This window comes from Amycolatopsis endophytica, from assembly GCF_013410405.1.
GTDB lineage: Bacteria > Actinomycetota > Actinomycetes > Mycobacteriales > Pseudonocardiaceae > Amycolatopsis_E > Amycolatopsis_E endophytica.
Genome location: NZ_JACCFK010000001.1, coordinates 1,509,163 through 1,530,982 on the forward strand (window position 1 = coordinate 1,509,163; position 21,820 = coordinate 1,530,982).

19 protein-coding genes are annotated in these 21,820 nt (G+C 70.2%); 9 read left to right on the top strand and 10 right to left on the bottom strand.

What is annotated here, in order from left to right; genetic code table 11:
- The first annotated feature begins 53 nt into the window (after positions 1 to 53).
- The 5 genes from HNR02_RS07550 to HNR02_RS07570 all read left to right on the top strand — a co-directional run bounded on the left by HNR02_RS07550 (position 54) and on the right by HNR02_RS07570 (position 4,829).
- Entirely contained in the window at positions 54 to 488 is a 435-nt protein-coding gene (locus HNR02_RS07550) for an ATP-binding protein (protein WP_312860932.1), read from the top strand.
- Positions 485 to 1,291, top strand: a complete 807-nt coding sequence (locus HNR02_RS07555) for a SigB/SigF/SigG family RNA polymerase sigma factor (RefSeq protein WP_179772463.1) — start codon at positions 485 to 487, stop codon at positions 1,289 to 1,291. The genes HNR02_RS07550 and HNR02_RS07555 overlap by 4 nt, the downstream gene beginning before the upstream one ends.
- Before the next feature lie 41 nt (positions 1,292 to 1,332).
- Entirely contained in the window at positions 1,333 to 2,277 is a 945-nt protein-coding gene (ligD, locus tag HNR02_RS07560) for a non-homologous end-joining DNA ligase (protein WP_179772464.1), read from the top strand.
- On the top strand, positions 2,277 to 3,281 hold the full coding sequence (ku, locus tag HNR02_RS07565; protein WP_179772465.1) for a non-homologous end joining protein Ku: 1,005 nt from the start codon (positions 2,277 to 2,279) through the stop codon (positions 3,279 to 3,281). Before ligD ends, ku begins: the two co-directional genes overlap by 1 nt.
- A gap of 66 nt (positions 3,282 to 3,347) precedes the next feature.
- Entirely contained in the window at positions 3,348 to 4,829 is a 1,482-nt protein-coding gene (locus HNR02_RS07570) for an adenylate/guanylate cyclase domain-containing protein (RefSeq protein ID WP_179772466.1), read from the top strand.
- Here HNR02_RS07570 and HNR02_RS07575 read toward each other — a convergent pair.
- Positions 4,826 to 5,833, bottom strand: a complete 1,008-nt coding sequence (locus tag HNR02_RS07575) for a beta-ketoacyl-ACP synthase III (protein ID WP_179772467.1) — start codon at positions 5,831 to 5,833, stop codon at positions 4,826 to 4,828. The genes HNR02_RS07570 and HNR02_RS07575 overlap by 4 nt on opposite strands.
- 93 nt (positions 5,834 to 5,926) lie before the next feature.
- Positions 5,927 to 6,580, bottom strand: a complete 654-nt coding sequence (locus HNR02_RS07580; RefSeq protein WP_179772468.1) for a hypothetical protein — start codon at positions 6,578 to 6,580, stop codon at positions 5,927 to 5,929.
- A gap of 315 nt (positions 6,581 to 6,895) precedes the next feature.
- Between HNR02_RS07580 and HNR02_RS36735 the strand changes: the two genes are divergently transcribed.
- The 3 genes from HNR02_RS36735 (at position 6,896) to HNR02_RS07595 (ending at position 8,316) form a co-directional block, all read left to right on the top strand.
- Complete coding sequence (locus HNR02_RS36735) at positions 6,896 to 7,060, top strand: hypothetical protein (RefSeq protein ID WP_179772469.1); 165 nt, start codon at positions 6,896 to 6,898, stop codon at positions 7,058 to 7,060.
- A gap of 221 nt (positions 7,061 to 7,281) precedes the next feature.
- Positions 7,282 to 7,758: an Lrp/AsnC family transcriptional regulator gene (locus HNR02_RS07590; RefSeq protein WP_179775758.1), complete on the top strand. Its 477-nt coding sequence runs from the start codon at positions 7,282 to 7,284 to the stop codon at positions 7,756 to 7,758.
- A 153-nt stretch (positions 7,759 to 7,911) separates the two neighbouring features.
- The gene (locus HNR02_RS07595; RefSeq protein ID WP_179772470.1) at positions 7,912 to 8,316 is read left to right on the top strand and encodes an SsgA family sporulation/cell division regulator; all 405 of its coding nucleotides are present in this window, start codon (positions 7,912 to 7,914) and stop codon (positions 8,314 to 8,316) included.
- Positions 8,317 to 8,605: 289 nt separating this feature from the next.
- On the opposite strand, the gene HNR02_RS07600 is transcribed toward HNR02_RS07595, so the two are convergent.
- The 6 genes from HNR02_RS07600 to HNR02_RS35020 form a co-directional block, all read right to left on the bottom strand.
- Positions 8,606 to 9,313, bottom strand: coding sequence for a hypothetical protein (locus HNR02_RS07600; RefSeq protein WP_179772471.1), 708 nt, complete (start codon positions 9,311 to 9,313; stop codon positions 8,606 to 8,608).
- Between the two features lie 263 nt (positions 9,314 to 9,576).
- Positions 9,577 to 10,227 carry a response regulator gene (locus tag HNR02_RS07605; protein ID WP_179772472.1) on the bottom strand — a complete coding sequence of 217 codons (651 nt, stop codon included), beginning with the start codon at positions 10,225 to 10,227 and terminating at the stop codon, positions 9,577 to 9,579.
- Positions 10,224 to 11,408 (bottom strand): sensor histidine kinase, encoded by a 1,185-nt coding sequence (locus HNR02_RS07610; RefSeq protein ID WP_179772473.1) that lies wholly within the window; start codon positions 11,406 to 11,408, stop codon positions 10,224 to 10,226. The genes HNR02_RS07605 and HNR02_RS07610 overlap by 4 nt, the downstream gene beginning before the upstream one ends.
- Positions 11,409 to 11,656: 248 nt before the next feature.
- Positions 11,657 to 13,996 (bottom strand): molybdopterin-dependent oxidoreductase, encoded by a 2,340-nt coding sequence (locus HNR02_RS07615; protein ID WP_312860933.1) that lies wholly within the window; start codon positions 13,994 to 13,996, stop codon positions 11,657 to 11,659.
- Between the two features lie 434 nt (positions 13,997 to 14,430).
- The gene (locus HNR02_RS36440; protein ID WP_179772475.1) at positions 14,431 to 16,236 is read right to left on the bottom strand and encodes a rhodanese-like domain-containing protein; all 1,806 of its coding nucleotides are present in this window, start codon (positions 16,234 to 16,236) and stop codon (positions 14,431 to 14,433) included.
- Between the two features lie 1,082 nt (positions 16,237 to 17,318).
- Complete coding sequence (locus tag HNR02_RS35020; protein WP_218902702.1) at positions 17,319 to 17,465, bottom strand: hypothetical protein; 147 nt, start codon at positions 17,463 to 17,465, stop codon at positions 17,319 to 17,321.
- Positions 17,466 to 17,572: 107 nt separating this feature from the next.
- On the opposite strand from HNR02_RS35020, the gene HNR02_RS07630 reads away from it, so the two are divergent.
- Positions 17,573 to 18,184, top strand: coding sequence for a L,D-transpeptidase (locus HNR02_RS07630; protein ID WP_312860934.1), 612 nt, complete (start codon positions 17,573 to 17,575; stop codon positions 18,182 to 18,184).
- Here HNR02_RS07630 and HNR02_RS07635 read toward each other — a convergent pair.
- Together HNR02_RS07635 and HNR02_RS07640 are read right to left on the bottom strand one after the other, a co-directional pair.
- On the bottom strand, positions 18,181 to 20,475 hold the full coding sequence (locus HNR02_RS07635) for a helix-turn-helix domain-containing protein (protein WP_179772476.1): 2,295 nt from the start codon (positions 20,473 to 20,475) through the stop codon (positions 18,181 to 18,183). The two genes, HNR02_RS07630 and HNR02_RS07635, sit on opposite strands and share 4 nt — an antisense overlap.
- Complete coding sequence (locus HNR02_RS07640; protein WP_312860935.1) at positions 20,472 to 21,641, bottom strand: Hsp70 family protein; 1,170 nt, start codon at positions 21,639 to 21,641, stop codon at positions 20,472 to 20,474. The genes HNR02_RS07635 and HNR02_RS07640 overlap by 4 nt, the downstream gene beginning before the upstream one ends.
- Between the last annotated feature and the right edge of the window lie 179 nt (positions 21,642 to 21,820).

The following is a 21,820-nucleotide window of genomic DNA, read 5'->3' on the forward strand; positions in this document are numbered from 1 at the left end:
ACGTTCGAGGCATGATGGTTCCCAGGCAATTCTCGAACGACGGTGAGGTGAACGTGACGGACTGGGAGCCACCGTCCTTGCGAGCGCAGAACGAGATCGAACTCTGGCTCGGTGCCGACCTGGCGCACCTGCCGATCGTCCGGTCCGTGGTGGCCACGCTGGCCACCCGCGCCGACTTCGACCTGGATTCGATCGCGGACCTGCGGCTGGCCGTGGACGAAGCGTGCTCGACCCTGATCACCAGGGCGGTGCCGGATTCCACCATGCGCTGCCGCTTCGTGGTGGAGAACGACGAGCTGCGCTTCCAGGGCACGGTGTTGTCCGACCAGGGCAGCGCCCCGAGCACCAAGTCGTTCGGCTGGCGGGTCCTGAGCACGCTCACGGACTCCGTCGACACGCGCGTGAAGTCGAACGGGCAGGGTCACCAGGTGGACATCGAGCTGGCCAAGCGGCGCATCGTCGTCGACATCCCAGGGGCAGGCGCGTGACCGGTTCCCGGACGGAGCCGACGAAACCGACAGCATCGAACGAATACGGGCACCTCGCCCCCCTGTTCGAGGAGCTGGCGGATACCTCGGCCGATGACCCCCGCCGCGCCGTGCTGCGCGACGAGCTCGTCACCGGGCACCTGCCACTGGCCGAGCACATCGCGCAGCGGTTCTCCGGGCGCGGTGTGGCGAAGGAGGACCTGGTCCAGGTGGCCACGGTCGGGCTGATCAACGCCGTCGACCGGTTCGACGCGAGCCGCGGATCGGACTTCCTGTCCTTCGCCGTGCCGACCGTGATGGGCGAGGTCCGCCGCCATTTCCGGGATACCGGGTGGCTCGTGCGGGTGCCGCGCCGGCTCAAGGAGCTGCACCTGTCGATCTCGAGCGCGAGCACCGAGCTGGCGCAGCGGCTGGGCCGGGCACCCACGCCGAGTGAGATCGCGAGCCACCTCGGCGTCGGCCAGGACGAGGTCTACGAGGGTCTGGAAGCCGGCAACGCCTACCACTCGATGTCGCTGGACGAGGTGCTGTCCGGGGACACCGAGAACCTCGCGCTCGGCGACACGCTGGGCGAGGAGGACGCGGGACTGGAGGGCGTCGAAAACCACGAGGCGCTGCTGCCGCTGATCCAGGACCTGCCGGAGCGGGAACGCAGGATTCTCGGGCTGCGGTTCGTGCACAACATGACGCAAACCCAGATCGCGGAACGGATCGGTGTCTCCCAGATGCACGTGTCCCGGCTGCTGGCCCGCACGCTGCAGCGGCTGCGTGACGGGCTCACCGAGCAGGACGGAGAGTCCTGACCTGCGGTTTTGCCGAGTGCTCCGCAGGGTAACCGCTGATCATGACGGATCCCGGGTGGCGCGCGCCGATGCTGGCCACGCTGACCCAGCAGCCGTTCTCCCGCGAGAACTGGCTGTTCGAGCGCAAGCTCGACGGGGTGCGGGCGATCTGCTCCCGGGTGAGCGACGGTCCGCCGGTGCTGTGGTCGCGCAACCACAACGACATCAGCGACGGCTATCCGGAGCTCGGAGAGGCGCTCGCCGGGCAGGGCGGATCCGCGTTCACCGCCGACGGTGAGATCGTCGCGTTCGACGGCAACCAGACGAGCTTCGCGCGGCTGCAGCAGCGCATCCACCTGACCGACCGGCGGCGCATCGAGGCCACCGGCGTCGCGGTGTACCTGTACCTGTTCGACCTGCTGTCCTTCGACGGCCACGACATGACCGGACTGCCGCTGCGGCAGCGCAAGCAGCTGTTGCGCAAGGCGTTCGACTGGGGCGGGCCGTTGCGGCTGGCCACCCACCGCAACACCACGGGTGAGGAGTACTTCGACCACGCGTGCGCCCACGGCTGGGAGGGCGTGATCGCCAAACGCGCGGACGCGCCGTACCGGTCCGGGCGTTCGGGTGACTGGCTGAAGTTCAAGTGCGTCAAGGAGCAGGAGTTCGTCGTCGGGGGGTTCAGCGCCCCCGGCGGATCCCGGACCGGGTTCGGCGCGCTGCTGGTCGGCTACTACGACCGCGGCCGGTTGCGGTACGCGGGCAAGGTCGGCACCGGGTACACCACGGCGACCCTGACCGAGCTGACCGGCGCGTTGACCGGGCTGGAGCGGCGCCGGTCGCCGTTCGACGAGCCGGTCCCGGAGCGCGGGCCACGCTGGGTCGAGCCGAAGCTGGTCGTGCAGGTCCGGTTTTCGGAGTGGACCGGGGACGGCAAGCTGCGGCATCCTCGGTTCACGGGGGTGCGTGACGACAAACCGGCCGCGTACGTGGTGCGGGAGGCGTGATGGCACGGGCGATCTGGAGCGGCGCGATCAACTTCGGGCTGGTGACGGTGCCGGTCGAGCTGTACAGCGCGACCGAGGACCACACGGTGCACTTCCGGCAGTTCGAGCGCGGGACGTCGGACCGGATCCGGTACAAGCGCGTGAACGAGCGGACCGGTGACGAGGTCGCCTTCGAGAACATCGTGAAGGGCTACGACCTCGGCGACGGCGACTACGTGCTGGTCGAACAGGACGAGCTGGACCAGATCGCGCCCGGCCGCTCGCGCTCGATAGACATCGAGTCGTTCGTCGACATCGAGGACATCGATCCGCTGTACTTCCAGAAGAGCTACTGGCTGGCGCCGGCGAAGGAGGAGTTCGGGCGCGCCTACGGGCTGCTGATGCAGGCGATGGCGAAGACGAAAAGGGCAGGGATCGCGCGGTTCGTGATGCGGGGCAGGGAACACATCGCCGCGGTCCGCGCGGGCGACGGTGTGCTGGTGCTGGACACGCTGTTGTTCGCCGAGGACGTGCGGGACCCGTCGAAGGAGCTGAAGAAGCTGCCGGAGAAGTCGGAACCGCGGGGCCGCGAGCTGGAGATGGCGGTCGCCCTGATCGACTCCATGGCGGACGACTGGCAGCCCGGCGCCTTCCACGACCAGTACAACGAGCGGGTCCGCAAACTCATCGACGACAAGAAGGCGGGCCGCACGGTGAGCGTCGAGGAGGCCCCCGCCGAGCCGACGAAGGTGGTCGACCTGTTCGAGGCGCTGTCGCGCAGCGTGGAAAAGCGGAAGAGCTCCTCGGGCGGCTCCGGGAAGTCGTCCTCGGGCGCCGAGAAGAAGGCGTCGTCCGGGCGCTCCCGCAAGCAGGCCGAACCCGACCTGTCCGAACTGAGCAAGGCGGAGCTGGACCGGATGGCCCGCGAGCTGGACATCAAGGGCCGGTCCAAGCTCAACCGCGCCGAGCTGGAAAAAGCCGTTCGGGACGCTCGCCCCGGACGGTCCCGGAAACGCGCCTCCTGAGGCTGTCTCGCCCCATTCCCCGGACGAACGAGCCCCGGTCCCCGCCGGGGCAATACGATCACGAACGTGTCGAAGTTCGCCCAGCTCACGAGACTCCGCGTGGTGCTACGCACCGCCCTGGGGTTCGTCGTGCTGGGCGTCGGGTCGAGTGTGTGCGGTGCGGCGGCCGTCTGGTTGCTGCTGTTCCTGCAAGGCATCCCCGCCGACATGGGCGAGCGTAACTGGATCCTGCTCACCTGCGCCGCCGCGTACGTCCTGCTGTCGGTGCTCGTCGGCTCGGCGTGGACGGCCGTGCTGCACCGCCGCACCGCCGTCTGGGTCGCCCAGGGCCGCCGTCCCAGCACGGACGAAGCGCGCCGCGCGCTGCGACTGCCCCGCGACCTCGCGCTGGTCAGCGGCACCCTGTGGCTCGGCGGCACCGTCGTGCTCGGCACCCTCACCGGCTTCCTCGGGTCCGCGCTCGACGCGCTGGGCGTCACGCTCGCCGTCGGCCTCGGCGGGTTGCTGACCGTCGGCTTGATGTACCTGGCCGCGGAGTGGCTCGGGCGGCCGATCCTGGTCCCGGCGCTGGAAGTGAGCCCACCACGCACCGCGGTGTCGGTCAGCGTCCTGTCGCGGCTCGCGATCACCTGGGCGGTGGCGAGCGGTGTGCCGCTGCTCGGGGTGCTGATCCTGGTGGCGCCACCGAACATCGGCAACGCGGACCAGACCGCCAGCCTGATCATGCTGTCGATCGTCGGCCTCGTCACCGGCGCGATCGGCACCGCGCTGCTGGCACGCGCGGTCGCCGCGCCGTTGCGACGGCTGCGGATGGCGGTCGGGCTGATCACGCGCGGCCGCAAGGACGTGTCGGTGCGCGTGGACGACGCCAGCGAGATCGGCTCGCTGCAGGTGTCGGTCAACAGCATGGTCGCGGGGCTGCGCGAACAGGACCGGCTGCGGGACCTGTTCGGCAGGCACGTCGGCATCGACGTGGCCCGGCACGCACTCGAGCACGGCGCCTCACTGACCGGTGACGTGCGGGAGGTGGCCGCGTTGTTCGTCGACGTCGTCGACTCGACCGCGCTGGCCTACCGGCTGCCACCGGAGGAGATCGTGCGTAAGCTCAACCGGTTGTTCGACGCGGTGGTGTCGGCCGTGGACGCGCGCGGCGGGCTGGTGAACAAGTTCCAGGGCGACGCCGCGCTGTGCGTCTTCGGCGCGCCGACCCGGCTTGCCGACCCGGCGACGGCGGCCCTGTCGGCGGCCCGCGCCATCCGGGACGCGGTCCGCGAAACGGGTGAGCTGGACCTCGGCATCGGCGTCGCCTGGGGCCGGGTGTTCGCCGGGCAGCTCGGCAGCAGCAGCCGGCTCGAGTACACGGTCATCGGCGACGCGGTGAACGAAGCGGCGCGGTTGACCGAGCACGCCAAGCACGCCCCCGGCCGGATCCTGGCCAGCGACACCGTGTGGGCGGCGGGTTCGGCGGGCGAGCAGGCGCTGTGGTCGCCGCACGAGGCGCTCCAGCTCCGCGGCCGGGAGGCGACCACGAAGACGTGGACGAACTAGGCTTCGCCGCCGGGTTTCACGTCGGGCCAGGTCAGCAGTGTCGAACCCCAGGTGAGGCCGGCGCCGAAGGCCGTCAGCAGCACGCGGTGACCGGGCTGGAGGTCGCCGTCGTCGCAGGCGTCGGCGAGGGCGAGCGGGATGGAGGCCGCGCTCGTGTTGCCGACGTTTTCGATGTTGACGACGACGCGATCGTTCGCGACGCCCAGCTGCTTCGCGGTGGCCTGCAGGATGCGAACGTTGGCCTGGTGCCCCACGAACCGGTCGACGTCGTCCACGGCAAGCCCCGATCGGGCGAGCACCGCGCGGGCCGATTCAGCCATCCGGGCGCACGCGTGCCGGAAGACCGCGGTGCCCTGCATGGTCAGATAGTGGTCGTGGGGATCGTCCGAGTGGCGTCGCTTGGCGCCGCCCGCGGGGACGATCAGCAGGTCGGCGTTCTCACCCTCGCTGTGCAGGTCGAACGGACCGAGCGCGCCGGGTTCGCCGGCGCTGCCGGCGCGCAGAACGACCGCGCCCGCGCCGTCACCGAAGATCGGGACGGTGCTGCGGTCGGCGGGATCGCAGTAGCGGCTGAAGGCGTCCGCGCCGACGACGAGGACCCGGCCGGCCACCCCAGCGGCGATCAGGCCGGCGCCGGTGGCGAGTGCGTAGATGAACCCGCTGCAGACGGCGTTGACGTCGAACGCGGCGACCCCGCTGAGCCCCAGCGCCGCAGCGACCTGCGGTGCACTGGCCGGACACAACTGGTCCGGTGTCGCCGTCGCGAGCACGACGGCGTCGACGACGTCGGAACCGCTGCTGCGCAAGGCGTTCCGCCCCGCGGCGACGGCCATGTCCACAGTGGATGTTTCCGGTCCGGCGATCCGGCGCTCGCGGATCCCTGTGCGTGAGCGGATCCATTCGTCCGAGGTGTCGAGGTGCCGGGCGAGGTCGTCGTTGTCCACCACCCGCGGAGGCAGCCAGGCTCCCAGACCGGCAAGGACCGCGTGGTGTCCTTCATGCATGAATCCCTTGTAGGGGCTACCCCTGGGTAGACCGGTGAGTTGTGTTCCAGGTCACAAGACCGCTCCCCGGAAGGACTACGCGGACCGGAACCGTCACCCGGGTTCGGCCCAGCCGGGGACACTCCGGCCGCGGGCGCTGAGCCCGTGCTTTGCTGACCCGCCAACTGCTGTCGCTGCACCGCTCGACGCCTTCGCGCGCCGCAAGCCGGCGAGCCGGCCGCGTGGGTTGGCGCCGCGGGAGGCGTGTTCCGCCATTCCTCCGCCGAAGCTCGCCCGGACCGACGGCCCAGCCAGAACCTCGTTCAACGCATCCACCGCATCGGCAGCGGTCGGACACGCCTCCAACCTCATCGCACCCACTACCGCCGCCGCACCCACCACCGCTGGCGCACCAACCACTGCCACCACCGCTGCAACCACGCCCACTGCCGTCGCCACCGCACCCACTACCGCCACCGTTGCACCCGCACTGACTACCGCCACCGCCACCGCACCCACTACCGCCACCGCCGCCGTTGCCACCGCACCGACTACCGCCACCGCCATCGCCACCGGACCCACTGCCGCCGCCGTCGCCACCGCACCCACTGCCGCCGCTGTCGTCGCCACCGCACCCACTGCTGCCGTCGCCACCGCACGCACTGCCGCCGCTGCCGTCGCCACCGCACCCACTGCTGCCGTCGCCACCGCACGCACTGTCGCCATCGCCATCGCAGCCACCACCGCACGCACTGCCACCGCCGCCACCAGCCGCCACCGCCGTCGTCGCCATCGCCACCGCACCCACTGCCGCCGCCATCGCCACCGCCACCGCACCCACTGCCGCCACCGCCGCCGTTGCACCCGCCATCGCCATCGCCTCGAAGAATCCGATCACCCGCCCCGCCGATGTCACCACCCCGGTCGGCCTCGCTGGAGGATCTGGTCGTGCGCCACCTCGCGGCACTCCGACCGGTGCGTGTCGCCGACGTGCAGGCCTGAGAGTGGCGTCACCACGCCCGGCGGGCGCCGGATCGACCGCGGCGCGACCTGTGTGTTTCCCGGCGACCAGGGGCGTGGGCTGTGCGCCCTGCCGAATGCGGCGCGTGCCGGCCCGGAGACGCTCCGCGGTTCATCACCGATTTCGACAACCTGTTGCTCGCGCACGCCGACCGCGGCCGCGTCCTCCCGGAGCACACCCGGAAGCGTCCGGCGTGCCGGATGGCGTCTTCCCGGGCACGATTCTGACCGCTGGGTTGGCGCGCGGCAGCGGACGGATCATCCGCATCCGGGGCGAGGCGGCGCTGGAGATCGAACCGTACGAACGCTTCTCCACAAAGGACAGGGCAGCTGTGGCGAGCGCGGGGCGTGACGGCTGCGTTTCGCTGCTGGCGAAGATGCCCGTGACATGCGCTTCGCGCGCCTCGCGTGACCCGCGCCGCACACCCGGTTTTGGTTACGATGCGGAGGTGCCCGCCGCCGACCTGGACAAACTCGACTGCGAGATTTTGAAACGCCTGCAGGACGACTCACGAACCATCGCCGAGTCGATCGGGGCCGACGTGGGCTTGTCGGCCGCGGCGGTACAACGTCGCATCAAGCGACTGCGGCAGACCGGGGTCATCTCCCGTGAAGTGGCGGTGATCGAGCCCCGAGCGGTGGGGGTCGACATGACCTTCATCGTGATGGTCGAGATGGAACGCGAACGGATCGAGGTGCTCGACGAGTTCCGGAAGCAGGTGCTGGCCGATTCCGCTGTGCAACAGTGCTACTACGTTACGGGGTCAGCGGATTTCGTCCTGGTCGTGCACTGCCGGAACATGGGTGAGTTCGAAGCGTTCACGCGCCGCATGTTCTTCGACAACGGCGAGGTACGGCACTTCACCACGAGTGTCGCGATGGACCGCGTCAAGGTGAGCCTGGCCGTTCCCCTGAACGGTGGCTGACCCGGACAGCTCCGCGTGTTACAGGATCGAGAATTTTGCACCGGATCCGGTGAAAGTCGTCCGCGAGGCATCATTTTCGGCGCTCGCTTACATCTCATCGCTGTCCGACCCGTTCGCGCCGGGAGCGCGAACCAAGACCGCGAGAGGTGGCACGTGAACACCGATACCGTCACCCAGAGCCAGTTCGTGTCACTCAACGGCTCCAGTGCTCCAGTCCTGTCTCGACTGTCGTACGTGGCGAGCGAGCCGTTTGCCGTGAACATCGCGTTCCGCACGGAACGCGGACGCTGGGTGGAGTGGACCTTCGCCCGTGAGCTGCTCGTCACGGGCCTGCGCGAGCCGTGCGGCATCGGCGACGTGCGAGTCCGGCCCGACCTGTCCACCGACGAGGGCATCCTGATCCTGGAGATCGAGTCCCCCGACGGCTACGCACTGGTCGAGATCGAGCGCGAGGACGTGGAGCGGTTCCTGGACGCCGCCACGGAACTCGTCCCCCTCGGCACGGAGAGCGACTCCTTCGACGTGGACGCCTTCATCGACGAGATCACGAACGTCTGACCTGGCGCCGCACGCACATGCGGCGACAGGTCGGCTCCGGCCGCGCCCTCGCTCGGAAGGCGCGGCCGACGACACGCCGCCCCCACAGCGCGGCACCCCAACGCAGCAACACGGCCGCCGCACGCCACATAACCATGGCGCCCCGCAGTGCGGCACCACGGCCACGCGCGCCCGGCCAGACGACCTCGCTGGCTCTCCTTCACCGGCATGGCGGCATCGGGACACCGCACCCTACTGCCGCAGCGGTAACTCACTTCGCAGGCGGCGTTCGACGACCTGGAGCCCGCGCTCAGTCCCCGAGCGGCCCGAACGACCTGATCGATCGGTCCTGCTCGTCGCCGAAGTCCCCGGGCTGATTCGTCCTGGCCCACGACCAGGTCTCGATCAACTGCTGGAGCCGCTCGTTCAGACTCAGACTGGACCGGTCCTGCCGCGACGGCGTCTCCTCAACGGTCTCAGCCCGCGCTTCGCCACCCTTGGACGGTGTGGTCGGCGCGGCGACTTCCGTCTTCTTACGGGTCGGCTGCGTCGCCTTCGTCGTCACCGGCGCGGAGAGCGGTTTCGGACTCGGCGCGGCAGCCTGCGGAGTCACGGTGCTGCTCGGCGCCGGCTCGGTCGGCGCGGCAGGCACCGGGGTCGGCACAGGTCCGGCGGCCACGGCAGGCACCGAGCCGGACTCGTGCTCAAAACCGAAGGTGTTACCCCCGATCCAACCAAGCACCACAAGCACGACAGCCGCTCCAGCCACCATCAGGTTGCGGCGGACCTGCCGGAGCACCTGGCGCTCCTCGCCCACCACCGCTGCCTCGCTCAGCCCTGCCGCGAGCGCGACATCAAGCTGCCCGGACGCCACGGCGAAGTCGAGAACGCCCATCTCCCCGTCGCCTTGCGACCTGGCTGGTTGAGGTGCGCTCGCTGCAACGATGCCCGTGCGATCCGCCAGCTGCACGCTCCGCACAAGCTCGCCCGACCTGTCACGCAGGATCGTGCGCGCCATCAACACCCTCCATCGGCACAGCGTGGCAGTTGCTCTTCACCCAACCGCCTGTCGGCGTCACCCGACCAATCACGAGGCAGGCGGCGGTTCGGCAAAAAGCTACCAGCGCAATGACTTCGTCAATGCCGAGAGACTCTCACTTTCCCCGATCACGGAGGAAGATGACTCTATCGGGTGATGATCAAGCGTGTAGGTTTCGCACAGCGTGATCAACGAACATCGAACCTCCGCTAGCCTCCTCCTCCGTTACGTTCTGACTGTGCTCACCTCGCTTCGTTGCTCGTTCCCCACACCCAGGCCGCGATCGCGACCCGGTTCCGCACCCTGAGCTTCCGCTGGACGCTTCGTAGATGCGTTTTCACCGTGCCGACCGAGACCGCCATCAGCTGCGCGATTTCCTCGTTGGTCCGCGCTTGCGCGACGAGCCTGACGACCTCTTGCTCACGGCCGGACAGTGCCGCGGCCTTCCGCCCGTTCATCCCCGGGTGACCCAGCCTCCCGAACAGGCGCCGCGTCATCTGAGGACTGATCAACACGTCTCCTGCCGCAGCCGCACGGATTCCCTCGACGAGCAAGGTAGGCCCCGACCTCTTGAGCAGGAATCCACACGCCCCGTTCTGCAACGCCTTGTGCGCGTACTCGTCGAGCTCGAAGGTCGTGAACACCACGACACGCATCGGTTCCGTCACCTCTGGCCCGGCCAGCAGCCGGGTGACGGAAAGGCCGTCCCGCTTCGGCATCCGCACGTCGACCAGCACGATATCCGGCTGTACCTCGCGCGCCCATCTCACCGCTTCGTCACCGTCGGCTGCCTCGGCGACCACCTCGATGTCCTCTTCGGCGTCGAGGATGCGCCGCACGGTCCGGCGCACCACCTCCTGATCATCCGCGATGAGGACGCGGGTCGCCGTCATCGGTTCACCGGCAGCACCGCGTGAAGCGCCCAGCCGACCGGTCCCACCGGGCCTGCCCACAACGTCCCGCCCAAGGCCGTGATCCTCTCCCCCAGGCCACGCAACCCGGTGCCACCGGCTCGCGACCGCCTGAACCTGCCGGACCGTCGCAACCCGTCGTTCGCGACCCGGACGATCAGGTGAGCGCCGTTGCGGTGAACCTCCACGACGACCTGGCGGGCTGCTGGCGCGTGACGGCGAACGTTCGTGAGAGCCTCGAGCACGATCCGATAGGCAGTGCTGGTGACCTCGGGTTGCAGGCCCGCTGTCCTCTCGTCGAACTCTAATCGGACGTCGAACGAGCCCAGCGCTTCGAACCGGCTGACGAGGCCGGGTAGATCCGCGATCGTCGGCAGCGTCTCGCCTTCGGCCCCGTCCTCGATGTCTCCTTCAGCGCGCAACCACTGGAGCACCTTGTCGATCGAGTCGAGAACGCGCACACCTGCATCCTCGATGTTCTTCAAGGCAGAGTCGGAATCAACCGGACCGCGCCCGGGAACACGCGCCGCCTGCGCTTCCAGGATCAGCCCAGTCACCTCGTGAGCCAGCCAGTCGTGCAGGTCCCTCGCCAACCGCAGACGCTGGTCACGCCGCGCCACGCGGACCGACTCCACCCGCGCGTCGTCGAGCGAGCGCAGGTACAGACCGATCGCGATGCTTCCTACCGCCACAAGACTCCAGCAAAAGCACCACGCGCCGACGTCAGCCGCTTGGGGAGACGCTCTGGCACCAGCGGTGAGCCTCAACGGCGCCAGCACGACCGCGGCTGTGACCGCACCACCCACCAGCAGTGCACGCATCCGCGGGACAGTGCGGACCACCTGGACGAGCACGCAGAGCAGGAGCACCGTCTCGAGTAGCAGCCATGCGGCCAGACCGTTCGCCGAACCCCCACCTTGCCGGAAGGTGGTCAGCACCGACACCACGGCAGCGGCGGCGGACGTCGCCTCGACGAGTCGCGGACGCCGCCGACGACCCAACGCATTACCCAACGCCACAAGGAGAATCGCCAGCGCGGAGACGGTGGGAAGAACCGTTCCTGCCGGCATCCCCGCGAGAACCGCGCACATCGCTCCCAGAACAGGGACCGGCCATCCCAGCTCGGCCGCCGTTCCGCGGCCGACTCTCGTCGTGGTCTCCATGTTCGTCCCCCTCCAGTCGTGTGGTGATGATCCGAGAATGCACGACGCACGCCGGAAGCACCATCTACCAAAAGGAAGATATTTCGCGGAGGCACTCGAAAATAGATCGATCGGGTGCGAACAAGCTTTCGATATTCGTGTAGGGTCGGAGACGTGAAGCAGTGCACAGAAGGACAAAAGTTCCTGGTGCGCAACACAATCAACCGTCAAGGAGCGATCATGCCCAGCATCAGCCCTACCTCACTGTTCTACCTTTCGCGGTCGCGCGAAAGGACCGGAGGCCGACGCACGGAAATACCAGGTGGCTCACCCACGAAAGGCTCGATTTCGACGAGCACGTGCTGGCCGGTGCACCCCTGGGAGAGCCGGGAGGAGGGTACGTCGGCGGTGAGCACATTGGGATTGCCGTGCACGCACAGGGAACCGACCGGGTCGAACCAGGCGCCGGTCGGAAGCTGTACCACACCGGGCCGAAGATCCGTGGCGAGCACGGCGCCCGCGAGACAGGCCCCTCGGTCGTTGAATATCCGGACGACGTCACCTTCGTCGATGCCGCGCGGCTTTGCGTCCAGAGGATGCAGGCGAACCGCTTCCCGGCCGGCGACCTTCCCACCCTGACTGACTGCGCCGCCGTCCAGCTGCCCGTGCAGCCTGGTTCGCGGCTGGTTGGCGATGAGCTGCAACGGAAAGCGTTGGGCACGCTCACCGCCGAGCCACTCGACGGGTTCGAGCCATGCCGGGTGCCCCGGACAGTCGTCGTACCCGAACGCGGCGACTCGCTGGGAAGTGATCTCGATCCTGCCGCTCGGAGTCGCGAGACGGTGTGCCACCGGATTGGCACGGAAGTCCGACCAGAGCGTCCGTTCGGAGCTGTCGTTCGGCAACCGGTATTCACCGGCCTCCCAGAAGTCCGGAAAGGACGGTACTGCAACGCCCTGGTCCACCAGGCGCTCCCGCCATGACTCGTAGAGATCCACAAGCCATTCACGTGGCGTGCGGCCCTCGGTGAACTGGTCCTCGATGCCCAGTCGGGCAGCTACCGCACCGAGGATCACGTAGTCGTCCCGTGCCTGCGCATGTGGCTCGGCAATACGGTGCATCGCGATGAGGTGGGTGTCGCGGCGGCCAGAGCCGAAGTCCTCGCGCTCGAGCGCGGTCGTGGTGGGCAGCACGATGTCCGCGTGCCGGGCGGTGGCGGTCCAGAACGGTTCGTGCACGATGACCGTGTCCGGCTGGGAGAACGCCTTCCGCAGCCGGTTGAGGTCCTGATGATGGTGAAAGGGGTTGCCTCCGGACCAGTACACGAGACGGATGTCGGGGTAGACGCGTTCGGTGCCGTCGTAGTGGTAGCGCGTTCCGGGGTTGAGGAGCATATCCGCGATCCGAGCCACCGGGATGAACTGCCGGACAGGGTTGGTGCCCTGTGACAGGTGCGGCACGCGGAAGTCCGGGCCGATATCGCCGGTGTCGCCCATCGAGCCGTACCCGTGCCCGAACCCGCCGCCGGGCAGGCCGATCTGGCCGAGCATGGCGGCCAGCGCGATCGCAGCCCACACGGGTTGCTCACCGTGCTCGATCCGTTGCAGGGACCAGGTGACGGTGATGAACGTGCGGTGCACGGCCATACGGCGGGCGAGGGCGACGATGTCCTCGGGCGGGATCTCGGTCAAGGCACTGGCCCAGGGGGCATCCTTGGCGATGCCGTCCTCGGCGCCGAGGAGGTAACGCTCGAACTCGGCGTAACCAGTGCAGTAGCGATCGAGGAACTGCCGATCGTGCAGGTCTTCCGTGGCGAGGGTGTGCGCGAGCCCGAGCATAAGCGCGGTGTCGGTTGCTGGGCGGATGGGATACCACCGGGCCTGGAGACGGTCCGGCAGGTCCTCGCGAAGCGGACTGATCAGGGCGACCTCGACGTTCCGGTCAGCGAGCTGCGCCAGGAAACCCGGGGTGTGGTGCCGGGTGACACCGCCGGGCGTGACGAACACGTTCTTCTCGGGCACCCCTCCAAAGGCGACGAGGAGTTCGGTGTTCGCCACGATCGTCGGCCAACTGGAACCGTTGCGCAGGGCGTCCACGGCGCTGCCGACGATGTACGGGAGCACCACCGAGCTGGTGCCGTTGCTGTAGGTGTTGCGAGAGGAGGTGAAACCACCGAAGGCGTTGAGGAACCGGTGCAACTGGCTTTGGGCGTGGTGGAACCGGCCGGCACTCGCCCAGCCGTAGGAGCCACCGTAGATGGCTTCGTTGCCGTGTTCGGACCGCACTCGGAGAAGCTCGGTCGAAAGCAGGTCGAGCGCCTTGTCCCAGCTGACTTCGACGAAGTCCTCGTGGCCACGTGCCGCATCTGGGCCAGGTCCCCGCTCCAGCCAACCGCGGCGGACGGCGGGCGCGGCGATCCGGGTGGGATCGGTCACCGCGCTCGGCACGTTGCCGAGCAAGGGCGACGGGGAAGGATCCTCAGGATGGGCAGCCACCTGGAGTGCGCCGTTCTCGTCGAGTCCGGCGGAGAAGGCTCCCCAGTGTGAGGTGCTCGGCCGCAAGCGCATAGGTCTACAACTACCAGGAAGGATGGTGATTGCCTCTGGCATGAGACGGTGACGTCGTCCATGGACGGGCAAGGCTGACCACCGAGGTCACGACGGGCGAATGCTGGCGAGGTCCGACGACGTCGCCCTCGAATCCCACAGCATCATGCCCCTTTCCACCGGCAACCGCGTCGGACGACCAATGCGTGTTGTGTCAGTGGCCGAGTACGCCCTGATCATGATGGCCGCCGCGAGGCGGGCCCCGTGGCCTGACCTGTACCCGACGGCGCCCCACTGCCCCGCACGGGCAGCACGACAGCGGCAGCGCGAGCGGGAGCGCGAAGTGGCAGCGGGAGCGGGAGCGGGAGCGCGAAGCGGCAGCGCGGGCTTGGCGGCGGCGCGGGCTTGGCGGCGGCGCGGGCTTGGCGGCGGCGCGGGCTTGGCGGCGGCGCGGGCTTGGCGGCGGCGGGCCCCGACGTCAGGGCCCGCCACCGGCGTCAGGGCTTCGGGCCGGTCGCCGCCGGGCGGTCGGGTTGGTTCGACCACTGGGACCACGAGCCGGGGTACAAGGCTGCGTCGATTCCGGCGATGGCCAGTGCCGCGACTTCGTGAGCCGCGGTCACACCTGAACCGCAGTAGACGCCGACTGGGCCTTCGGCAGCGCCGAGCTCGCGGAAGCGTGTGCCGAGCTCTCCGGCCGAGCGGAAGCGACCGTCGGGGGTGAGGTTGTCGCTGGTCGGTGCGCTGACGGCACCGGGGATGTGGCCGGCTCGCGGGTCCACAGGTTCCTGCTCGCCGCGGTAGCGCTCCCCGGCGCGCGCGTCGAGGAGCGCACCCTGGTCCGGCAACGCGGCCGCTTCGTCCATGGAGAGAACGGGCAGGTGTCCGGGTTCCAGGACGACATCGCCCGGGTTCGGGACGCGTCCGAAGCCGGTCTCCAGTGGCCGGTCGTTCCACGCGGCGAGCCCGCCGTCGAGGAGCCGCACGTCCGCGACCCCGGCCCAGCGCAACAGCCACCAGGCACGGGCGGCGGCGAGGTTTCCGCTGTTGTCGTACGCGACGACGGTGGAATTCGCGTGGATGCCCCACCGGCGAGCCGCGGCCTGGAGGGCCTCCACGTCCGGAATCGGGTGTCGTCCTTGCGCGGGTGAGGCCGGGGCCGCGAGTTCCGTGTCGAGGTCGACGTACACCGCTCCCGGTAGGTGGCCGTCAAGGAAGTGACGGTGCCCATTCGGATCGCCCAGCGCCCAGCGCACGTCCAGCAAGACCGGCGGGTCGGCCGACTCGAGCCGGCGCTGGAGTTCGTCCGTGCTCACCAGCACCGGGGGACGAGACAGCGCGAGTTCGGCGAAATCGGCGGATCCGGGGGCTTCACCGCGGGCGGCGGCCAGTGCAAGTCGTCGTTGCAGGGCTTCGTTCAGTGGCGTCGGCACGCCGTGCAGCCGTCCCAGGAGGACGATTTCGCCGTTGAGGAAGTCACCCTCAACCGAACCGGTGCCGCGGACCAGGCTCTGTCGGGTCGAACTGCCGCCGCGAGCACGACCCGGGATCTCCACCGGGTCCGCCGCGGCAGTGTCTACTTCGGACTCCTTACGCAGGTCGGCCGGATCTATGCCGGCTGCGGCCAGCACCCGGCGACCTTCGGTGCGGACGTCCTTCCCGAAGGATGCGGCGCGCGCGTCCAGCCCGAACAAGGCGTCGACAGCGTTGCCCAGGTTGGCGAGCAGCTTGCCGGCCTTCCACCGCAGCAGGTCCGGCACGATCTGGACGCCGAAGCCCGCGGTCCGCAGGTCAGCGGCGATCTGTTCGAGGCGAGGGTCGTCGCCGGACGGGAACTGTCCCAGCCACAGGATCCCGGACGTCTCGGCGCCCTGGGCGCTGACCTCGCCGGGCTCCAAATAGGACGTCGGCATCCACAGGGACGCCCCGAACACCGGGGCGAACCGGCGCAGGGCCGCGCGCTCGTTCTCCAAACCGTTCTGCAACATCAGCACGGGCAGATCGGCGGCGACGCCCGAACCGGCGGGGCGCCAGGCCCATTCCTGGAGTACCTCCTCGGTGTTCTGGGTCTTGGTCGCCACCACCAGGACGTCGTCCGGAGCGAGTTCCACCTCGGCGGCGCCGGTCGCGACCGGAATCCGTACGAGCTGCTCGCCGGACGGCCGGAAGTACCTCAGACCCCGCTCGCGGATCCTCGCGCCGTGCTCGCCACGAGCGATCAGCACGGACGGAACACCGGCGAGTTGCAGTTGAGCGGCGACGGTCGAGCCGACCGCGCCCGCCCCGATGATGACGTAGCGCATGAGTCCATGGTGCCCGATCTGCGCCGCCGCTGATGTCGAGCAGGGTCGGCGGTCTGGAGACGTGCCGGATGGGTGTTTGCCGACACTCGACAGCGCGGCCGACCGGGCGCCAGGCGGGGCAGGCGAGCAGCCGGCGGTGAGCGGTCGGCGCTCACGCGGGCAGCCGGGCGTCGGCACGTAGTTGGCCGCGCGGCGATGAGCGGCCGGGCCGCGACAGGCAGCCGGGCCGCGACAGGCGTTCAGCCGGGCGACAGGCACTTGGCGTTGTGGCGAGCAGTCCGGCTGCGGCGGACGGCCGGGCGACGGCAGCCGATCAGCAGGACGACCAGGCAGCCAGCACTTTCACCAACAGCCCGGCTGCGGGGATCAGCAGGGCTGCGGGCGCCATGCCGGGCAATCAGCCGGGCGACAGGCAGCCAACACTTTTCGGCAACAGGCGGGCGGCCGGGCGATGAGCGGCCGGGACGCGACAGGCGGCTGGGATGCGACCAGGCGGGCGGCCGGGCGACAGGCACTTGGCGTTGTGGCGAGCAGTCCGGCTGCGGCGGACGGCCGGGCAACCCCAGGCGAACACCAGGCCGACCAGGCAGCCAGCACTTTCGCCAACAGCGGGTCAGCGGCGAGCAGCTGAGCGGTGAGCGGCCGGGCAACGCCAGGCGATCAGCAGGACGACAGGCGGTCGGCGCTTTCGCGAGCAGCCGGGGCTGCGACAGGCAGTGGGCGACCGGGTGGCGGGCGCACGACCTCAGCGTGCGTGCTCGGCTCCGGTCAGCGAGTACTCGGGGGCTCGATCTGTCCGGCGTTGCACGCCGGACCCACGGCTCCGTCACCACATCGGCTCCGCACCACATCGGCTCCGTGACCACATCGGCTCCGTGACCACATCGGCTCCGCGATCACAGTCGCGCCGTGCCACAGCGGCTCCGCGATCACAGCGCCGCGCGATCACAGTGGCGCCGTGCCGCAGCAACTCTGCGCCGCAGCGACTCCGTGGGCCGCAGTGATCGAGCGATCACCGGCAACGGCCACTCGACCACGAGCGCGTAGCGGAAACGCGCAACATCGGGCGACCACAAAGGCCCTCAGCGACCGCGAAAGACCGCGCCGACCAACCCGGCCAACCCGGCCAACCCGGCCATCCCGGCCAACCCGGCCATCCCGGCCATCCCGGCCATCCCGGCCATCCCGGCCATCCCGGCCATCCCGGCCATCCCGGCCGAGTGGAGCATCCCGGTCGAACCTCGTGCAACAAGATCGTGACCTGCGGGGCTCAACCGGGCCGCCCCGCGGGACGTCTATCGCCGTGTAGGGAACGGACGAGACCTGGGGGAACGGCGTGAGTGTGAAGAAGATCGTGGCCGCCGTGATGGGCGCCCTGGTGCTCACCGCTTGCGGGAACGCCACCGAGCAAGCGACGGGCGTCCGGGACGTGGCCGCCACCGCCGCCACCGCCGCCGACACCACCACCCCCGCCGCGCCGGTGACCACCACGACCGCCCCGCCGTCCACCACCACCGAGGCACCCGCCACCACCAGCAACAGCTCCAGCACGAAATCCACCACCAAGAAGACCACGACGTCCACCAGGAAAGCTTCCGCGGGCGTCCCCTGCGCGGCCACGGCCGAGGCGTGCGTCGACCTCTCCGCGCGCAAAGCGTGGCTGCTCGAGGACGGCGAGGTGGTCTACGGCCCGGTCCAGATCATGCCCGGTATGCCCAGCAACCCGACCCCGGTCGGCACCTTCAGCGTCACCTCGAAGGTCAAGAACTACCACAGCCGCGAGTTCGACGCCCCCATGCCGAACTCGGTCTTCTTCCAGCCCGGCATCGCCTTCCACCAGGGCAGCCTGTCGAAGTACTCGCACGGCTGCATCCACCTGTCGAACGGCGCGTCGGCCAGGTTCTTCTCCACGCTGTCCGCCGGGGACACCGTCCAGGTGGTCCGCTAGGCCGACACCTGCACGATCTCCCGCAGCTCGGCCAGCAGCTCACCACGACTGCCCGACCCGAGCCGCTGCCGCATCCGCGCCATGTGGTGTTCGACCGTCTTCGCGGAGATGAACAACCGGTCGCCGATCTGCTTGTACGTCAACCCGGCGACCACCAGCTCCGCGACCTGCCGCTCCCGCTCGCTCAACCGCACGCCACCCGCGTGCTCCACCGCTTCCCGGCCCGGCCTGCCCTGGAGCACCCGCGCGCAGTCCAGCAACACGACCATCGCCTTGCGGTCCGACGTCCGGATCGCCGCCTGGCCGGCCAACCGCGCACCGTCCCAGCACAGGCCGACCCCGTGCAGCTCACGCGCCGCCGACTCGACCGCCGCCGCGTCGACCTCCCCGCCCAGCACCTCCAGCCAGCACTCGGCCGCGCGCGCGATCGTCGCGAAGTACGGTCCCGACGAGGATGCCTCAGTCAGCGCCGCGGCGTGTGCGGCGGCCTCCTCGGGCTGCTCGGCGATCACTGCCGCGTGCAAACCGCTCCAGTGCAGCGCGCTCGCCCACAACGGCGGATCCCCCAGGCCGGCCAGCAACTCCCGCGCCTGCCGCAGGTGCGGTGCCAGCCGGTCACGTTCCCCGAGCCGCGCCGCGGCCACCTCGAACTCGCCGAACGGCAGGAACGTGAACAGGTCTACCGGATGCCGGATCACCGCCTCACGCGCCTGGATCCAGATCCGCCGCAACCCCGCCAGATCGCTCGCGCGGCGCGCCAGCCCGACCCGCAACCCGACCGCGAACAGCCAGTCCCGCGGCGACAACTGGTCACCCGCCGACCGCAGCTGCGCTGTCGCGCCCTCCTCGTCGCCTCGCAGCATCGCGATCCACGCCAGCAGCAGCCGGTGCCGCGGCACCAGCACCCCCGACGAAATCGCGCGCTCCAGCAACGGTTCCGCGATCGCGGCTTCACCGGAGTGCAGCGCCACCAGCGCGCCGAGCGCCGCCGGACTGTCCGGCAGCAGGACACGGTCTGACACCGGCTCCAGCATCTCGGCCGAACGGATCAAAGTGGACAGCGCGACCGCTGGCTGACCGGTCACCGACTCCAGAACACCCTGCGCCGCGGAGGAAACAGCGCCGGACAGCAGTGTCGGCGGACCGTCCACGGCGGACTTCGCAAGCAGCTTCTCGGCCTCGGCGAGCCGCCCGGATCCGGCCAGCCCGACCACCGCGAAGCAGCGTGCCGCGGACGTGTCGGACCACTGGAACAGTTCCGCGCTGCGTGCCAGCTGACCACGGTGCGCCAGCGCCGCGCCCGCGACCTGCGCCCCTTCCGCCCGGTCCGCGGCCTCGTCGGAGGCGATCACCTCATCCGCCAGCTGGAGCGCGGTGTCGAAGTCGCCGGTGCGCGCGACCGCCTCCGCCCAGCGGGAACCGACCGCCGCCGTCGGGCGCCCGGCCCGCACCGCGGCCTCGTACAACCGCGCGGCCAGCGCGGGCTCCCCGGTGGCCTCCGTCGCGGCGACCTCGAACGCGGCCGCGGCGTCGGCGCCGGTCACGCCGGTCCCGACCAGCGGGCGGACCAGGCCCAGCACCGGTCCGCCGCGGTCCAGCTGACGCCGGATGAGCCGCAGCCGCAACGCGATCCGCCGGTCCGCGGGCACCAGTTCACGCAACGCCCGCGCCGCGACCGGCAGCAACCGGCCGTCCGGGCCGAGGAAGCCGGTGGCGCGCACGGCCTCCGTGGTCGCCGGGGACAGGCCCAGCGCCGTGAGCAGGTCCGGATCGGCACCGGCTTCGGCCGCCAGCAGGTGACACAACGAGTCCTCGCCCGCCTGGTCCAGCTCGTGCCGGAACGCCGCGAGCAGCTCGCCGTCACCCGCGGCCAGCAACCGCACGAATCCCGGCACCCCCGCGGTCTGCGCCTGCACGGCCTCGGCCTGCATCGCGCGACCGGCCCTGGCCAGGAAGGTCTCCGTACGGAGCCGGTCGAACGGCCGCAGCACCAGCTGCCCGTGCAGCCTGCCGAGCACCTGGTTCAGCCCGGACGGCCGCGGGTGCGGTCGCGCGGCGACGACCAGCCCGGCCGCGTCGTCGTCGAGGTGCCGGGCCACCTCGGACAGTTCGGCCTCGGACAGCAGATGGGCGTCGTCGACCAGCCGGACACCGGGCGAACCGGCCAGGTGGCCGAGCACGGCGGTCTTGCCGTAGCCGCCGGGGGCCACGATCGCCAGGCGGACCGGCGCGAGCCTGCCGGACTTGATCGCCGCGCAGACCCGCTCGGTGGGTTCGTCCAGCAGGATCACTCGTCGTCCTCGCTTCGGGAGCCGCCGCGGCGGGAGGGCACGAACCGGCGGCGGGGCGGTTCGAGCGGGGTCAGCACGACCGGCGGCCGCGGCGGAACGGGTGGTTCGTCGTCCGGTTCGTCGGGTTCGAGGTCGGCGAAGCCGGTCACCTTGGGCACGAGCGCGGTCGACTCGACCGCGGCGCCTTCGTGGAGCCGCGCGACCAGCGCCGCCCCGCGGGCTACCGCGCTCGCCGGTTCCGGCTCGGTCACCACGCGACAGCCGGTCAGTTCGGCCACCACCTCGGCCAGCACAGGGATCGCGGCCGTGCCACCGACGAGCAGGACGGCGTTCAGCCGCTCGTAGCGGCGCAGCGGTTCGAGCGTCGCGAGCAGGGCAGGCCGCACGAGGCGCTCGAACTCGGCTCGTGTCACCCGCGCCGGTCCGGCCTCGATCTCCGGCGCCGTGGACAGCCGCGCCTTCGCCTCGGTGCACAGCGCGCGCGGCACGTCCCCCCATTGCTCCCGGAGGTGCTCGAAGAGCAGGTCGTCGAGCATCCTCCCGGCCGAGGGCTCGCTCGGCTCGGCGCTGGTGACCAGGTCGAACGTCGTGGCACCGCGCCGCAACACGGCCAGGTCCACGTGCTCGCCGCCGATCCGGCACACGCCGACCAGGGTCCCCGGGTCGATTCGCTCGCGCGCGAGGTGGCCCTCGGCCGCGGCGACCGGTGACGGCAGCAGGATCGCGGGCGGCAGCCCGGCCGCGCGCAGCGCGTCCAGGAGCAGCTTCCGGCGGAACACCCCCCACGACGGCGGGTGGCTGACCGCGATGCGCTCGGCGGGCTCGCCCTCGTCGGCGGCGGCCTGGTCGACGACCCACCCGATGACGGCGGCGGTGAGCGCTTCCGCCGTGTACAACTCGTCACCGAGAAGGAACGGAACCTCATCGCCGACGCGGCGCGCGAATCCCCGCGCCACCCGATCGGGTTCCGCCGCGGACTGCCGCTGCGCCTCCGAGCCGACCGAAACCGTCGCATCCGCGGCGACGTGCACGACCGACTCGACCGGGGCGCGCACGACCGGCTCCGACCAGCGTTCGCCCACGTCACGGCACACGGCAGCGGCGATGCCGGTACTGCCGATGTCGATGCCGAGGACGTGACGCATAGGGGTTGAATCCTCACTCACGGGGTCGCCCCTTCGTACCAAAGTCGCCCATTGGGGTCACATCCCCTAATCCCCTAACCGTCACCCCCGGCGGGGTGGCGGAAGGTTGCGGCCCGATCCCCGATGCCGGAATAACGGAACGGTCACTAGCTTCTGCCGAGGCGTCCTGCGGTGAACCCTGGACGCCTTGTCCGTTCCGC

Excerpts from the sequence above, each read along its gene's own strand:
- ligD (WP_179772464.1), top strand. The coding sequence starts at position 1,333 with ATGACGGATCCCGGGTGGCGCGCGCCGATGCTGGCCACGCTGACCCAG.
- ku (WP_179772465.1), top strand. The coding sequence starts at position 2,277 with ATGGCACGGGCGATCTGGAGCGGCGCGATCAACTTCGGGCTGGTGACG.
- HNR02_RS07575 (WP_179772467.1), bottom strand. The coding sequence starts at position 5,833 with ATGCATGAAGGACACCACGCGGTCCTTGCCGGTCTGGGAGCCTGGCTG.
- HNR02_RS07600 (WP_179772471.1), bottom strand. The coding sequence starts at position 9,313 with ATGGCGCGCACGATCCTGCGTGACAGGTCGGGCGAGCTTGTGCGGAGC.
- HNR02_RS07605 (WP_179772472.1), bottom strand. The coding sequence starts at position 10,227 with ATGACGGCGACCCGCGTCCTCATCGCGGATGATCAGGAGGTGGTGCGC.
- HNR02_RS07610 (WP_179772473.1), bottom strand. The coding sequence starts at position 11,408 with ATGGAGACCACGACGAGAGTCGGCCGCGGAACGGCGGCCGAGCTGGGA.
- HNR02_RS07615 (WP_312860933.1), bottom strand. The coding sequence starts at position 13,996 with ATGCCAGAGGCAATCACCATCCTTCCTGGTAGTTGTAGACCTATGCGC.
- HNR02_RS36440 (WP_179772475.1), bottom strand. The coding sequence starts at position 16,236 with ATGCGCTACGTCATCATCGGGGCGGGCGCGGTCGGCTCGACCGTCGCC.
- HNR02_RS35020 (WP_218902702.1), bottom strand. The coding sequence starts at position 17,465 with ATGCTCCACTCGGCCGGGATGGCCGGGATGGCCGGGATGGCCGGGATG.